Origin of the sequence: Streptomyces sp. ITFR-16 (assembly GCF_031844705.1) — a bacterium.
In the GTDB taxonomy this organism is placed as follows: Bacteria; Actinomycetota; Actinomycetes; order Streptomycetales; family Streptomycetaceae; genus Streptomyces.
Genome location: NZ_CP134609.1, coordinates 7,586,522 through 7,600,847 on the forward strand (window position 1 = coordinate 7,586,522; position 14,326 = coordinate 7,600,847).

Here is a 14,326-nt window from a genome sequence, read left to right on the forward strand (position 1 = left end):
GGCCCCCGACCGGGGGCCGGGGGCCGGGGGCCGGACGGGCCGGGGCACCTACCGGCGCTCGTGCACCCGCACCACCCGCAGCGCGGGCGAGCGCAGGATGTCCTTCTCGCAGAACCGGGACGTCACCCAGCGCCCCTCCGCGTACAGCAGGGTCTGGTCGCTGGAGTGCGGCGAGGCCGGATCCGACGACTGCCCGTACGTGAGCAGCGTGCGCGCCACCGGGCAGGGACCGCCGTCCCAGCCGACCGCCTGGATGTAGCTGGAGCCGGTCGACACCTCCGTGTAGCCGCCGGCCGCCGCGTCCCAGACACCTTCGGTCTTGTTCCAGACGCCCAGCGCCTCCGTGCCGCCGCCGAGCGGAATGCGCCGCGAACCCCGCCGCACCCACTGGTGCTCGCCCAGCGGCGCGTCCAGCGCGATCCCGGCGCCCCGCAGTTCGGCCACCGCGTCCGCGAGCGCCGCGAGGACCGCCGGGGACGAGGCGTTGAGCGTGTTCGGCGTGCGGACCGGGTCGGCGGGGGAGAAGGGCACCTTCCACAGCTCCGCTGCCGGGACCGCCACCGCCCGGCGCCAGAACCGGTCGAAGAGCAGCGCCCCCCGGCTCCCGGCGCCGACCGTCCGGTCCCAGCGGCGCAGCACCCCGCACGCGGCCGACACATCGACCGCCGTGCCGTCGCTCCCGGCCGCCGTGCCCCCGGGCAGCGCCGCGCAGGCGCGTGACAGGGCGCCGGCGGCCAGGTCACCCGCAGGTGCCCGGTTCGCCAACTGCCGGCGCTGGAGGTCCGCCACGGTCAGCCGGCCGCGGTCCGCCATCGCGGACACGTCCTCGACCGCGCCCCGGGTCCGCAGGGAGCGCGGTGTGCCGACGGTGCCGAAGATCCGTCCGTACCCGGTCAGCGGCGCCCGGGCGTTCGTCAGCCAGGCGCTGTCGTTGGAGTTCTCCACGTACGGCGCGTTCTCCAGGGTCGGCATCCGCCCCGGGCCGAGGATCCCGGGCTGTACGGCGTCCCGGTCCGACACGGGCGCGCAGTCGCCGCGCGAACCGTCCAGCACCGCGAGACCGGACGCGGCGAACGTCGCCCGCCCCAGCGGGGTGGAACACCGGGCGGCGAGGTCGTTGGTGATCCCCGGCAGCACCTGCGACTGGGAGAAGAAGGTGTGCCCGGCCGAGTCCGCCGCGACCGTGTTCACCCACGGCAGGCCCTGTGTGCGGCGCAGAGCCTCCTTGATCCCGGCCGTGTCGCGCGCCCGGCCGAAGCCGAGCGCGGTGTCGCCCGAGCGCAGATTGACGGCGTTCGGATCGTTCAGCGCGTACGCCGCCGTCCGCGTCCACGGCAGCGGCAGGCCCGCGCCGAGCGAGGTGACGACCGGTCCGTAGCGGGTCCACCACTGGGTGCGGGTCACCTTCCGGCCGCCCTCGACCGCGACGGAGACCGTGCGTCCGGCCATCCGGTGTGCCCGGCCGTCCACCAGATACACCGTCGGATCGGCCGGATCGAGCGTCAGCTGATGCAGATTCAGGGTGACCCCGGTGGCGACGGTGTGGCTCCACGCGACGTGGGCGTTGTGCCCGATCGACATGGTCGCGGATCCCAGCAGCGAACCGCCCGCCACGTCGAGCTTCCCAGGGATGGTCTGCTGCGACTGCCAGAACCGGCGCCCGCCCTGCCAGGGATAGTGCGGGTTGCCCAGCAGCAGCCCGCGCCCGTTCGCCGTCGTACTGCCCCGGAACGCAACGGCGTTGGAACCCATGTCCGCGTTCTGCGTCGACAGCAGCCGGGCCGCCGCGTCCGCCGCGTCGCCCGGCGAGGGGGACGGGGACGGGGTCCCGGGTGCGGCGCCGGGCGGCCGCGCGGCCGTGATGCCGTCGATCCCGCGCCCCTGACCGCCGAGCACGGAGAGCGCGAAGGCGCGCTCCGCGACATCCAGCGCGGTCACCGGGCGCACCCAGCGCGCGCCCCGGCAGGCCGGATCGGTGATCCGGTTCTGCGCCAGCCAGGCGTTGTAACCGGCCGCCCAGCCGCGCTGGAGCTCCTTGACCGCACGGCTCGGGCCCGCCGGTGCCGGCACCTTCAGCAGCTTCTCCACCGTGCGGCTGTCGCGCACCCCGCGGAAGTACAGATCGCTGGAGAGGTTCTGCGTCGCGGACGACAGCGAGCCGTCGGGAGCCGCGTCGGGCCCGAAGTACCGCGACCGCTCCCCGCGCAGCGTGACGAAGCCGTCGGCGAGCGTGCACACCTGGTCGGCGGCCTGCGCCCAGCCGTTGCCGAAGCCCAGGTCCGCGTAGTCCCTGGCCACGATGTGAGGAATGCCGTACTCGGTGTAGCGGATGACCGCGGACAGCCCGCCACCGGACGGATGGTGGGTACGGGGAGCGGTCGCCGACGCCGGCGGCAGGGATGCCGACACGGTGAACAGGGCGAGACCGGACAGGGCGAGAATCCTCAGACGGTTCCGGAGCGGCAACGGTCCTCCCAACTCTGCGGGTGCGCACGACGGTTACTTGGGAGTTCGAGACGTCAGGGGCAACTCAGCCAGCACCCCCGCACCGTGTCAACAGCGCGGACGGCCCCCGGACCCTTGACCGCCGCCTTCCGGCCGCACAGGATCACGCCATGACCGGTGTACGCAGCAGCACAGTGGACGGCGTCCTGACCCGCAGCGCACGGCGCGGCCCCGAGCGCACCGCCCTGCGGTACGCCGACCGGGTCTGGACCTACCGCGCACTCGACGAGGCGGTCGGCACGGCCGCCGCCGTCCTCATGGACGGCCACGGACTGCGCCCGGGGGACCGGGTGGCCTCCTACGCCCACAACTCCGACGCGTATCTGATCGCCTATCTCGCCTGCGCGCGGGCCGGGCTCGTCCATGTGCCGGTCAATCAGAACCTCACCGGTGAGGACCTCGCCTACATCCTGCGCCAGTCGGGCAGCTCGCTGGTCCTCACCGACCCGGACCTCGCCGGCCGGGTCCCGCAGGGCTACACGGTACGGCCGCTGCGCGACGCCGGGGACTCCCTGCTGGCCGAGCTCGCCTCGCCGCGCCCCTTCGCCGCCGCGCACGAACCGGCCGCGGACGACCTGGTCCAGCTGCTGTACACCTCGGGCACCACCGCGCTCCCCAAGGGCGCGATGATGACGCACGGCGCCCTCGTCCACGAGTACGTCAGCGCCGTCACCGCCCTCGATCTGCGCGCCGGTGACCGGCCGGTGCACGCGCTGCCGCTCTACCACTCGGCGCAGATGCACGTGTTCCTGCTGCCCTACCTCGCGGTCGGCGCCGAGAACACGATCCTCGACGCCCCGGACGCCGCGCGGATCTTCGACCTCGTCGAGTCGGGCCGGGCCGACAGCCTCTTCGCCCCGCCCACGGTGTGGATCGGCCTCGCCAACCATCCGGACTTCGCGGTCCGTGACCTCGGCGGACTGCGCAAGGCCTACTACGGCGCGTCGATCATGCCCGTCCCCGTGCTGGAACGGCTCCGCGACCGGCTGCCGGACCTCGCGTTCTACAACTGCTTCGGCCAGAGCGAGATCGGCCCCCTCGCCACCGTCCTGGGACCGGACGAGCACGAGGGAAGGATGGACTCCTGCGGCCGGCCCGTCCTGTTCGTCGAGGCCAAGGTCGTCGACGAGGACGGCAAGGACGTGCCCGACGGCACGGCGGGGGAGGTCGTCTACCGCTCGCCCCAGCTGTGCAGCGGCTACTGGGACAAGCCGGAGGAGAGCGCCGAGGCGTTCCGCGACGGCTGGTTCCACTCCGGCGACCTCGCGGTCCGGGACGCGCAGGGCTACTTCACCGTCGTCGACCGGGTCAAGGACGTCATCAACTCCGGCGGCGTCCTCGTCGCCTCCCGCCAGGTCGAGGACGCCCTGTACACCCACCCCGCCGTCGCCGAGGCCGCGGTCGTGGGGCTGCCCGACGAACGCTGGATCGAGGCCGTCACCGCGGTCGTCGTCCTGCGCGGCGAGGCGACCGAGACCGAGCTGATCGACCACGCCCGCGAACGCCTCGCCCACTTCAAGGCCCCGAAACGGGTCGTCTTCGTGGAGGGGCTCCCGCGCAACGCCAGCGGGAAGATCCTCAAGCGGGAGCTGCGCGACCGCCTCGCGTGAGCGCCCCGCCGCCCTCTACCGGCGGACGCGGCCCACGCCGACGTGGAAACTGTCGGGGGCCTCGCGGCGCTCAGGGGCGGACGTCTCCCGGTGCCACTGCGGGGCCGTGACCAGGCCGGGGGCGATCAGGTCCAGCCCGTCGAAGAACCGCGCGACCTCCGCGCGGGTGCGGGGCCGCAGGCTGATGCCGCTCGACCTGTACTGGTCGGTCTTGTCCTCCTCGGCGGTGAGGAAGTCATTGGTGAAGTGGGAGAGCACCAGGCAGCTGCCGTCGGGCAGCGCGTCGAGGAGCGTACGGGTGATGCCGTACGGGTCGTCCTCGTCGGGCACGAAGTGCATCAGGGCGATCAGCGACAGCGCGACCGGCCGGTTCAGGTCCAGCACGCTCGCGGCATGCTCGATGATCTTCTGCGGCTCGCGTACGTCGGCCTCGAGGTAGTCGGTGGCGCCCTCGGGCGTGCTGACGAGCAGTGCCTCCGCGTGCCGCAGGACGATCGGGTCGTTGTCGGTGTAGACGATCCGGGCCGCCGGGCTGATCTCCTGGACTATCTGATGGAGGTTCGGCTGGGTCGGGATGCCCGTCCCGATGTCGAGGAACTGGTCGATGCCCGCCCGCGCCGCCCAGCCGACCGCCCGGTGCATGAACGCCCGGTTCTGTGCGACCCCGTCCTTCGCCAGGGGCGGCATCTGCTCGCCCAGCGCCTGGTCCACGGGGTAGTGGTCCTTGCCGCCCAGCAGATAGTCGTAGACGCGCGCCGGGTGCGGCCTGCTGGTGTCGATCCGGGGGGCCGGTCCTGGTGTCATGGCGGGCTCCAGAGTTCGTCGGCGGCGGGAGAAGACGGAACGGAGCGGTGCGGGCCGGGCCCATCACCCCTGCTCACGGCCGCCCCGACGTATCCTGCCACAGCAACCGCGCAGGTCCCACGGCCAGTTGCGTGACCCCGGGGCTGCGGTCAGTCACGCGGGCGGTCCCGCTCGTCCACGATCCGGCGGAACTTGCCGACCGACCGCTCCAGCGTCTCGGGATCCACGATCTCCACCCCCACCGACACCCCGATCCCGTCCTTCACGGCGGCCGCCACCGACGCGGCGGCGGCCGACCGCTGCTCCGGTGTCGCCCCGGCCCTCGCCTCCGCCCGCACCGTCAGCACGTCCAGCCGCCCTTCGCGCGTCAGCCTCAGCTGGAAGTGCGGCGACACCGCGGGGGTCCGGAGCACGATCTCCTCGATCTGCGTCGGGAAGAGGTTCACCCCGCGCAGGATCACCAGGTCGTCGCTCCGGCCCGTCACCTTCTCCATCCGCCGGAAGACACGGGCCGTACCCGGCAGCAGCCGGGTCAGATCCCGGGTCCGGTAACGGATCACCGGCATGGCCTCCTTGGTGAGCGAGGTGAACACCAGCTCGCCCTCGGACCCCTCGGGCAGCACCTCGCCGGTGAACGGGTCGACCACCTCGGGATAGAAGTGGTCCTCCCAGATGTGCAGCCCGTCCTTCGTCTCCACGCACTCCTGGGCCACACCCGGGCCCATCACCTCGGAGAGGCCGTAGATGTCGACCGCGTCGATCGCGAACCGCTCCTCGATCTCCCGCCGCATCTCCTGTGTCCACGGCTCGGCGCCGAAGATCCCCACCTTCAGCGAGGTGGTGCGCGGATCGACGCCCTGCCGCTCGAACTCGTCGAGGATCGTCAGCATGTAGGAGGGCGTCACCATGATGATGTCGGGCCGGAAGTCCTGGATCAGCTGGACCTGCCGGGCCGTCATCCCGCCCGAGGCCGGCACGACCGTGCAGCCGAGCCGCTCCGCCCCGTAGTGCGCGCCGAGACCGCCGGTGAACAGCCCGTAGCCGTAGGCGATATGGACCTTCTGCCCGGGCCGGCCGCCGGCGGCCCGGATGGAGCGGGCCACCACGTCCGCCCAGGTGTCCAGGTCCTTCTCCGTGTAGCCGACGACGGTCGGACGGCCGGTCGTCCCGCTGGAGGCGTGGATCCGGCGCACCTGGTCCTCGGGGACCGCGAACATCCCGAATGGATAGTTGTCGCGCAGATCGGCCTTGGTGGTGAAGGGGAACCGCGCCAGGTCGGCGAGCGAACGGCAGTCGTCCGGACGCAGCCCCGCCCGGTCGAACGCCGCCCGGTAGTGGCCGACCCGGTCGTACGCGCGGTGGAGCGTGGCCCGCAGCCGTTCCAGCTGCAGCGCCTCCAGCTCGTCCCGGTCCATCCGTTCCGCCGCGTCCAGCAGAGCCGTCATGCGGATCTCCCTCTTTCCGTGCGCACCGTGCAGACGACCGATCATTCGGTCGTTTCCTCCTGGAGCAGTAATTCAGGATCTTCCCCCGCCTGGCAAGAGGCCGGACCCATCCGGTGTGTGCCCCCGGATACGCCCGTACCGAACACGGCTGCATCACCCGGTCGGCCCTGTTTGGATGGGTCCATGCCGACTTTTCATACGTACGACGGAACCGAGCTCGCCTATCACGTGAAGGGGGAGGGTGCACCGCTGATCTGCCTGCCGGGCGGTGCCATGCGGGCGAGTGCCTATCTCGGGGACCTCGGCGGACTCGTCGGCCACCGGCAGCTGATCCTCCTCGACCTGCGCGGGACCGGGGAATCCGCCGTGCCGGACGACCTCACCACCTGCCGCTGCGACCGCCTCGTCGACGACGTCGAGGCGCTGCGCCTCCACCTCGGTGAGGAACGGATCGATCTGCTCGCCCACTCCGCCGCCGGGGACCTGGCCGCGCTCTACGCCGCGCGCCACCCCCGGGCGCTGCGCAGCCTGATCCTCGTCGCCCCCGGAACCCGGGCCGTCGGCTTCCCCTTCGCCGCGCGCGAGGCCCGGGAGGCCGCCGAGCTGCGCAGCTCGGAACCCTGGTACGCGGCGGCGCTGCCCGCCCAGGAGGAGATCTGGGCCGTCCGCCTCACGGACGAACTGCGCGCGGCCGCACGGCCGTTCCTGTACGGCCGCTGGGACGGCGCGGCCCGGGCCCACGCGGCGGACTCGCCGTCGCAGATCAACGCCCTCGCGGCCCGTGAGTACTACGCCGATGGCGCGTTCGACCCGGCCGCGACGGTCCCCGCGCTGCGTGAGCTGGCCGCCCCGGTGCTGGTCCTGGCCGGTGAGTACGACGGAGTGACCACCCCCGACCGCGCCGCCGAACTCGCCGCGCTCTTCCCGCACGCGGAGTTCGCCGTGCAGCGCGGCGCCGGGCACTTCCCGTGGCTCGACGACCCGGGGGCGTTCGTCCGCACCGTCGGCGCGTTCCTGGACCCGGAGGTGCACAGCGTCCAGGCCGGCGGGATCCGGCTCGCCCACCGGGTGTGGGGCGACCCCTCCGCACCGCCCGTCGTCCTCGCCCACGGGCGGTGCGGCGACAGCACCACCTGGACCACCGTCGCCGAACAACTCGCCGCCGACCACCGGGTGTACGCCTTCGACTTCCGGGGCCACGGTCTCAGCGACTGGACCGGCCGCTACTCCTTCGAGCTGTTCCGCGACGACCTGCACGCCTTCCTGGAGGTGCGCAACCTCGCCGGGGCGACGGTGGTCGGCCACTCCATGGGCGGGGTCGCGGCCTATCTGCTCGCCGAGCGGCAGCCCGGCCTCATCGGGCGCCTCGTCCTGGAGGAGGCGCCGCCGCCCTTTCCGCTCGACCCGCCCCGGGGTCCCGTCGAACGCCCCGACGAGCCGCTGGACTTCGACTGGCCGGTGGTGCCGTCCATCAACGCCCAGCTCAACGAGCCCGATCCGGCCGGCCGCGAGCGCCTCGGCGAGATCACCGCGCCCACCCTCGTCGTCGGGGGCGGTCCGAGCAGCCAGATCGCGCAGGAGGACCTCGCCTGGATGGCCCGGGAGATCCCCGGCGCCCGGCTCGTCACCATCGACGCGGGCCATCTCGTGCACACCGAACGGCCGGAGGAGTTCGTGGCGGCCCTCCGGTCGTTCGGTCTGAGCTGATCCCCGTGCGGTGAAGCGGCGTCAGGAGCGGTGCAGCAGCGCCGTCATGACGTCGAGCAGCACCGCGTCGGCGTCCTCGACGCCCGACTCCGAGCGCCAGGCGACGAAGCCGTCGGGGCGCACGAGCACGGCGCCCTCCCGGTCCGTCCCGTGCGCCTCGGCCCAGTCGGCACCGGCCTCCGGCTCCAGGTCGCCGCCCGGTCCCGTGCCGATCCCGAACGCGTCGAGCCGCACGCCCAGCCGGTCGCCGACCCGGGCGGCGGCCCGCCGCCACACCGCGTCGGCGGCGTCGGTGAGCAGTACGAAGGAGCGCTCGTACAGATCCAGGGTGGAGATCCGCTCACCGGCCCTGGTCACCCACAGATGGGGGGCCCGGCTGCCCGGTTCACCCGTCAGCCGCATCCCCTCCGGCACCACGGGCAGGGCCGGGTCCACGCCCAGCACCGCGCCGTCCACGTAGCGGTAGCCGAGCGCCACGTTCAGCATCCCGCCCCGCTTGCCGCCGCCGACGGAGGGCGGCGGGGCGTACCCGGGGTGGCTGTGCTCGCCGGACCGCGCCGAGGCGCGCTCACTCGTCGCCCGGGCCACCGGCAGCCGCTCCGCCCCGTAGGTGTCCAGCAGTCCGGGGCCCGCCTCGCCGCGCAGTACGGCGGCCAGCTTCCACGCCAGGTTGTGCGCGTCCTGGATCCCCGTGTTGGAGCCGAACGCCCCGGTGGGTGACATCTCGTGCGCCGAGTCACCGGCGAGGAAGACCCGGCCCCGGGAGTAGCGGTCGGCCACCCGCTCGGCGGCATGCCACGGTGCCTTGCCGGTGATCTCCACATCGAGGTCCTGCGCACCGACCGCCGTACGGATGTGCGCGGCGCACCGCTCGTCCGTGAAGTCCTCCAGCGTCTCGCCCCGGTCCGGCTGCCACGGCGCGTGGAACACCCACTCGCGCTCGTTGTCCACCGGCAGCAGCGCGCCCTCCGCCTGCGGATTCGTCAGGTAGCACACGATGAAGCGCCGGTCGCCCAGCACCTCGGCGAGCCGGCGCGAGCGGAAGGTGATGCTCACGTTGTGGAACAGGTCGCCTGCCCCCGAACGGCCGATGCGCAGCTGCTCGCGGACCGGGCTGCGCGGACCGTCGGCGGCGATGAGATAGTCCGCCCGCACGCTGGTGTGCTCGCCCGTCTCCCTGTTCTTCAGCACCGCCGAGACGCCCGAGCCGTCCGGGTCGAACGACATCAGCTCGGTGGAGAACCGCAGATCGCCGCCCTGCTCCCGGGCCCGGTCCAGCAGCACGGGTTCCAGGTCGTTCTGGCTGCACAGGCACCAGCCCGTCGGGCTGAAGCGGGCCAGCGCGCCGCCCGGGTCGATCTCCTTGAACAGCCACTCCTGGTCGTCCCCGGTCAGCGAGCCGGCCTGGAGGATGCCGTGGTTCTCCGCCAGGACCGAGGCCGCCGCACGGATCCCCGGCTCCACCCCCGCCCGGCGGAACACCTCCATCGTGCGGACGTTGTTGCCCCGGCCGCGCGGATGCGTCGAGGTCGCGGCGTGCTTCTCGACCAGCAGGTGCTCGACGCCGAGCCGACCGAGGAAAAGGGATGCGGACAGGCCCACCAGGGAGCCGCCCACGATGAGGACCGGTACGTGCAGGTCGACGTGCTCGTTCATCAGTTGCTCCAGCTCCGACGCCGTACAGATGCAGTGTCCATGCCCGTGTCGGAGCCTTCCCGGAGCGCTTCGGACGCCCGCTCACCTGAACGGTTCATAAATCTCGCGTCAGGCGGACCAGCGTTTCACGATCGGTCACGGAGACGACGCCCACGGCCTCGAAGGAGTTCGCAAGATGACGACCACCCTCTCGGAACGGACCTCGCAGTCCGCCTTCGACGGATCACGGCTGCGGGTCATCCTGCTGCTGGACCTGTACGACGGCGCCCAGAAGCAGTTCCTGGAGGCGTACGAGCACATGCGCAACCAGGTGGCCTCCATCCCCGGCCACATCAGCGACCAGCTGTGCCAGTCCATCGAGAACCCCTCGCAGTGGCTGATCACCAGCGAGTGGGAGAGCGCCCCGCCCTTCCTCGCCTGGGTGAACAGCGAGGAGCACGTCGCCACCGTGCAGCCCCTGCACAGCTGCGTACGCGACACCCGCTCGCTGCGCTTCAGCGTCCTGCGCGAGACCGGCGCGGCCTTCGAGGAGAGCTTCGAGCCGGTCAAGGGCGGCCTCCAGGCCGCGCCCCGGCTCGGGGACGGGGTCGTGCGCCACGCGCTGACCTTCACCGTCAAGCCGGGCACCGAGGAGATGGTCGCGAAGATCCTCGCCGACTACGACTCCCCGCAGGCCCGGGTCGACGAGCACACCCGGCTGCGCCGCACCTCGCTGTTCATGCACGGCAACCGGGTGGTGCGGGCCGTCGAGGTCGAGGGCGACCTCCTCGCGGCCCTGCGCCACGTCTCCCGGCAGCCCGAGGTGCGGGCCGTCGAGGAAGCGATCAACCCGTACCTGGAGCAGGATCGCGACCTGGCCGACCCCGACTCCGCCCGGATGTTCTTCACCCGGGCGGCGCTGCCCACCGTCCACCACGTGACGACGGGCCGCCACAGCGCCGGCGACGTCGAGCGCCACGCGCTCTTCTACCAGGCCAAGGAGGGCTGCGGGATGGCCCTGGCCCGGCTCCTCGCCGAGCACGACGAGGAGGAGGCCGACGACCAGGCCAGCCCCATCGGGAGCAGCACCATCTTCCAGCGGGACGACATCGTCGTCCGTCTGCTGGAGGTCGAGGGACCGCTCGAGGCCGAGCCCGCCCGGGCACTCGGCATCCAGGGCGCCGGCAAGGCCGCCCGCCTCGCCCGGCTCCTCGACGGCGAGGCGAACGCCGTACCGACGAGCGACGCCGACGCCGCGCGCTTCCTCGCCCGCTCCCAGATGCAGCCGATCACCGACCGGCGGGCCGCGGAGTCCTGAGCCGCGCCGCACCCGGGGGGTTCTCGCTCGACCCGTCTTCACAACGCGCCCTGCGCCAGGAGGAAAGCAGTCATGACCACGCACCGGCCACGCATCGTGGACCTCAGTGAGACCCAGCCCAACCGCAGGCGCGGAGGTGACCTGCGGGCCCTGCTCACGCCGACCGCGGTGGGCGCCACCAGCGGCTTCATGGGCCTGGCCATCGTCCAGCCCGGCGACCGCATCGGTGAGCACTACCACCCGTACTCCGAGGAGTTCGTGTACGTCGTCAACGGGCTCCTCGAGGTCGACCTGGACGGGGAGACGCACGCGATGCGCCCCGACCAGGGACTGCTCATCCCCCCGCACGTGAAGCACCGCTTCCGCAACGTGGGCGACATCGAGGCCCGTATGGTCTTCCACCTCGGACCGCTCGCCCCCCGCCCGGAACTCGGCCACGTCGACACCGAGGTCACCGAGACGGCCGAGCGGGGCGCGCCGCCAGAACGAACCGAGGCCGCTTCATGACCCGGCGCGTGGCGGTCACCGGCGTCGGCGTGGTCGCCCCGGGAGGCATCGGTGCGCCGGCCTTCTGGGACCTGCTGTCCAACGGGCGCACCGCGACCCGCGGCATCACCCTCTTCGACCCGGCGGGCTTCCGCTCCCGGATCGCCGCCGAGTGCGACTTCGACCCCGCCGCGTACGGGATCGACGCGGAAGAGGTCGCCCGCGCGGACCGGTATGTGCAGTTCGCGATGGTGGCCGCCCGCGAGGCGCTCGCCGACGCGGGCCTGGACACCGAGCGCACCGACCCCTGGCGGATGGGCGTGTCGCTGGGCACCGCCGTCGGCGGGACCACCCGGCTGGAGCACGACTACGTCGCCGTCAGCGAGAGCGGCGCCCGCTGGGACGTCGACCACCGCCCGGCCGGGCCTCATCTGGAACGCGCCTTCTCGCCCAGCTCACTGGCCTCGGCCGTGGCCGAGCAGGTCGGCGCGCACGGACCGGTGCAGACCGTCTCCACGGGCTGCACCTCCGGCCTCGACGCGATCGGCTACGCCTTCCACTCCATCGAGGAGGGCCGGGTCGACGTCTGCATCGCCGGCGCGTCGGACTCGCCGATCACCCCGATCACCGTGGCCTGCTTCGACGCCATCAAGGCGACCTCCGCCAACAACGAGGACCCGGAGCACGCCTCCCGCCCCTTCGACTCCCGCCGCGACGGCTTCGTGATGGGCGAGGGCGGGGCCGTACTCGTCCTGGAGGAGCTGGAGCACGCCCGGGCCCGCGGCGCCACCGTGTACTGCGAGATCGCGGGGTACGCCACCTTCGGCAACGCTTACCACATGACCGGGCTGACCCCGGAGGGCCTGGAGATGGCCGAGGCCATCAACCGGGCGCTCGGCCACGCGGGCATCGCCGCGTCGGACATCGACTACGTCAACGCGCACGGCTCGGGCACCAAGCAGAACGACCGGCACGAGACCGCCGCCGTCAAGCGGGCGCTCGGCGCGCACGCCCACGACGTACCGATGAGCTCCATCAAGTCGATGGTGGGGCACTCGCTGGGCGCGATCGGCGCGATAGAGATCGCGGCCTGCGTCCTGGCGCTGGTCAACCAGACGGTGCCGCCGACGGCGAACTACGAGTCCCCGGACCCGGAGTGCGACCTCGACTACGTACCGCGCACCGCCCGCCCGCTGAAGCTGCGCAGCGTCCTGTCGGTCGGCAGCGGCTTCGGCGGCTTCCAGTCCGCGGTGGCCCTGACCCGAACAGGTGGGAGGACACCATGAGCACCCGAAAGGCCAGGCGCACCGTCGTCACCGGCATCGGCGTCGTCGCCCCCAACGGGGCGAGCACCGAGGCGTTCTGGAAGCGGACGCAGGAAGGGCTGAGCGTCCTGGACCGGGTCACCCGCGAGGGCTGCGAGAAGCTGCCGCTGCATGTGGCCGGCGAGGTCAGGGGCTTCGACCCGGTCTCGCTGATCGAGGAGCGCTACCTCGTCCAGACCGACCGGTTCACCCACTTCGCGATGGCCGCGGCCGACATGGCCCTGGACGACGCACGGCTGGGCCGCGCCGATTACGAGGACGAGCCGTTCAGCGTGGGCGTGGTCACCGCGGCCGGGTCCGGCGGCGGCGAGTTCGGCCAGCGCGAACTGCAGCGGCTGTGGGGCCAGGGCTCCAAGTACGTCGGCCCCTACCAGTCGATCGCCTGGTTCTACGCGGCCAGCACCGGCCAGATCTCCATCCGCGGCGGCTTCAAGGGGCCGTGCGGGGTGGTGGCCAGCGACGAGGCCGGCGGCCTGGACGCGCTGGCGCACGCCGGCCGGTCCATCGCGCGCGGCACCGACGCGGTGGTGGTCGGCGCGGCCGAGGCCCCGCTCGCGCCCTACTCCGTCGTCTGCCAGCTCGGCTACCGCGACCTGAGCGCCTGCGAGGAACCCGACCGGGCCTACCGCCCGTTCACCGCGGACGCCTGCGGATTCGTGCCCGCCGAGGGCGGCGCGATGTTCGTCCTGGAGGAGCAGGAGTCCGCCCGGGAGCGCGGCGCCCGGATCAGGGCCGAAGTCGCCGGACACGCCGCCACGTTCACCACCGCGATGCGCTGGGAGGAGTCCCGCGAGGGCCTCGCCCACGCCATCGAGGGGGCCCTGCGGGAGGCCGGCGTCGCGCCCGAGGAGATCGACGTGGTCTTCGCGGACGCGCTCGGCGTACCCGCCGCCGACCGGGCCGAGGCACTGGCCGTCGCCGACGCGCTCGGCGCGCACGGCCGGCGGGTCCCGGTGACCGCGCCCAAGACCGGCATCGGGCGCGCCTACTGCGGGGCGCCCGTGCTGGACGCCGCCGCAGCCGTCCTCGCCATGGAGAACGGCCTGGTCCCGCCCACGCCCAACGTCTTCGAGGTCTGCCACGACCTCGACGTCGTCACCGGCCGGGCCCGCCCCGCCGAGCTGCGCACGGCCCTCGTGCTCAGCCGCGGCCTCATGGGGTCCAACGCGGCGATGGTGCTGCGGCGCCCCGCGTGAGCCCCACCGACACCCCTTGTCCGAAGGAGCAGTCCCCATGACCGAACGACTGACGTATGAAGAGCTCGCCGCGCTGATGAAGAAGGGCGCCGGACTGACCGTCGACCCCAAGGAGATGGAGAACCGCTCCGGCACCGCCTTCGACGAGTTCGGCCTCGACTCGCTGGGCCTCCTCGGCATCGTCGGCGTCCTGGAGAACCGGCACGGACAGCCGCTGCCGGCCGACGCCGACCGGTGCAAGACGCCCCGCGAGTTCCTCGACCTCGTCAACAACACCCTCGTGACAGGAGCCTGA

General features: G+C 72.8%; 11 protein-coding genes. 7 read left to right on the plus strand and 4 right to left on the minus strand.

What is annotated here, in order from left to right:
• Nucleotides 1–48: 48 nt before the first annotated feature.
• The gene (locus RLT58_RS33520; protein ID WP_311314118.1) at nucleotides 49–2,466 is read right to left on the minus strand and encodes a penicillin acylase family protein; all 2,418 of its coding nucleotides are present in this window, start codon (nucleotides 2,464–2,466) and stop codon (nucleotides 49–51) included.
• A gap of 149 nt (nucleotides 2,467–2,615) precedes the next feature.
• Here RLT58_RS33520 and RLT58_RS33525 point away from each other — a divergent pair, with 149 nt between their 5' ends.
• The gene (locus RLT58_RS33525; RefSeq protein ID WP_311314119.1) at nucleotides 2,616–4,115 is read left to right on the plus strand and encodes an acyl-CoA synthetase; all 1,500 of its coding nucleotides are present in this window, start codon (nucleotides 2,616–2,618) and stop codon (nucleotides 4,113–4,115) included.
• A 15-nt stretch (nucleotides 4,116–4,130) separates the two neighbouring features.
• Here RLT58_RS33525 and RLT58_RS33530 read toward each other — a convergent pair whose 3' ends face one another.
• Both RLT58_RS33530 and paaK read right to left on the minus strand, forming a co-directional pair.
• Nucleotides 4,131–4,919 (minus strand): SAM-dependent methyltransferase, encoded by a 789-nt coding sequence (locus tag RLT58_RS33530; protein WP_311314120.1) that lies wholly within the window; start codon nucleotides 4,917–4,919, stop codon nucleotides 4,131–4,133.
• 149 nt (nucleotides 4,920–5,068) lie between these two features.
• A complete protein-coding gene (paaK, locus tag RLT58_RS33535) occupies nucleotides 5,069–6,364 on the minus strand; it encodes a phenylacetate--CoA ligase PaaK (RefSeq protein ID WP_311314121.1) in 1,296 nt (431 codons plus the stop codon).
• 183 nt (nucleotides 6,365–6,547) lie between these two features.
• Between paaK and RLT58_RS33540 the strand changes: the two genes are divergently transcribed.
• Nucleotides 6,548–8,071 carry an alpha/beta fold hydrolase gene (locus RLT58_RS33540; protein ID WP_311314122.1) on the plus strand — a complete coding sequence of 508 codons (1,524 nt, stop codon included), beginning with the start codon at nucleotides 6,548–6,550 and terminating at the stop codon, nucleotides 8,069–8,071.
• Between the two features lie 21 nt (nucleotides 8,072–8,092).
• Here the strand turns inward: RLT58_RS33540 and RLT58_RS33545 are convergent, their stop codons facing one another.
• Complete coding sequence (locus RLT58_RS33545) at nucleotides 8,093–9,727, minus strand: FAD-dependent oxidoreductase (RefSeq protein WP_311314123.1); 1,635 nt, start codon at nucleotides 9,725–9,727, stop codon at nucleotides 8,093–8,095.
• A 175-nt stretch (nucleotides 9,728–9,902) separates the two neighbouring features.
• Between RLT58_RS33545 and RLT58_RS33550 the strand changes: the two genes are divergently transcribed.
• From RLT58_RS33550 to RLT58_RS33570, 5 genes are all read left to right on the plus strand, one after another.
• Entirely contained in the window at nucleotides 9,903–11,024 is a 1,122-nt protein-coding gene (locus RLT58_RS33550; protein ID WP_311314124.1) for a SchA/CurD-like domain-containing protein, read from the plus strand.
• A gap of 72 nt (nucleotides 11,025–11,096) precedes the next feature.
• A complete protein-coding gene (locus RLT58_RS33555) occupies nucleotides 11,097–11,531 on the plus strand; it encodes a cupin domain-containing protein (protein ID WP_311314125.1) in 435 nt (144 codons plus the stop codon).
• Nucleotides 11,528–12,796, plus strand: coding sequence for a beta-ketoacyl-[acyl-carrier-protein] synthase family protein (locus tag RLT58_RS33560; RefSeq protein ID WP_311314126.1), 1,269 nt, complete (start codon nucleotides 11,528–11,530; stop codon nucleotides 12,794–12,796). Before RLT58_RS33555 ends, RLT58_RS33560 begins: the two co-directional genes overlap by 4 nt.
• A complete protein-coding gene (locus RLT58_RS33565) occupies nucleotides 12,793–14,031 on the plus strand; it encodes a beta-ketoacyl synthase N-terminal-like domain-containing protein (protein WP_311314127.1) in 1,239 nt (412 codons plus the stop codon). Before RLT58_RS33560 ends, RLT58_RS33565 begins: the two co-directional genes overlap by 4 nt.
• Before the next feature lie 37 nt (nucleotides 14,032–14,068).
• Nucleotides 14,069–14,326: a phosphopantetheine-binding protein gene (locus RLT58_RS33570; protein ID WP_311314128.1), complete on the plus strand. Its 258-nt coding sequence runs from the start codon at nucleotides 14,069–14,071 to the stop codon at nucleotides 14,324–14,326.

What these genes read in the sequence shown, in the direction of transcription:
- RLT58_RS33560 (WP_311314126.1), top strand. Translation starts at nt 11,528, where the DNA reads ATGACCCGGCGCGTGGCGGTCACCGGCGTCGGCGTGGTCGCCCCGGGA.
- RLT58_RS33525 (WP_311314119.1), top strand. Translation starts at nt 2,616, where the DNA reads ATGACCGGTGTACGCAGCAGCACAGTGGACGGCGTCCTGACCCGCAGC.
- RLT58_RS33550 (WP_311314124.1), top strand. Translation starts at nt 9,903, where the DNA reads ATGACGACCACCCTCTCGGAACGGACCTCGCAGTCCGCCTTCGACGGA.
- RLT58_RS33570 (WP_311314128.1), top strand. Translation starts at nt 14,069, where the DNA reads ATGACCGAACGACTGACGTATGAAGAGCTCGCCGCGCTGATGAAGAAG.
- RLT58_RS33565 (WP_311314127.1), top strand. Translation starts at nt 12,793, where the DNA reads ATGAGCACCCGAAAGGCCAGGCGCACCGTCGTCACCGGCATCGGCGTC.
- paaK (WP_311314121.1), bottom strand. Translation starts at nt 6,364, where the DNA reads ATGACGGCTCTGCTGGACGCGGCGGAACGGATGGACCGGGACGAGCTG.
- RLT58_RS33530 (WP_311314120.1), bottom strand. Translation starts at nt 4,919, where the DNA reads ATGACACCAGGACCGGCCCCCCGGATCGACACCAGCAGGCCGCACCCG.
- RLT58_RS33545 (WP_311314123.1), bottom strand. Translation starts at nt 9,727, where the DNA reads ATGAACGAGCACGTCGACCTGCACGTACCGGTCCTCATCGTGGGCGGC.
- RLT58_RS33555 (WP_311314125.1), top strand. Translation starts at nt 11,097, where the DNA reads ATGACCACGCACCGGCCACGCATCGTGGACCTCAGTGAGACCCAGCCC.
- RLT58_RS33540 (WP_311314122.1), top strand. Translation starts at nt 6,548, where the DNA reads ATGCCGACTTTTCATACGTACGACGGAACCGAGCTCGCCTATCACGTG.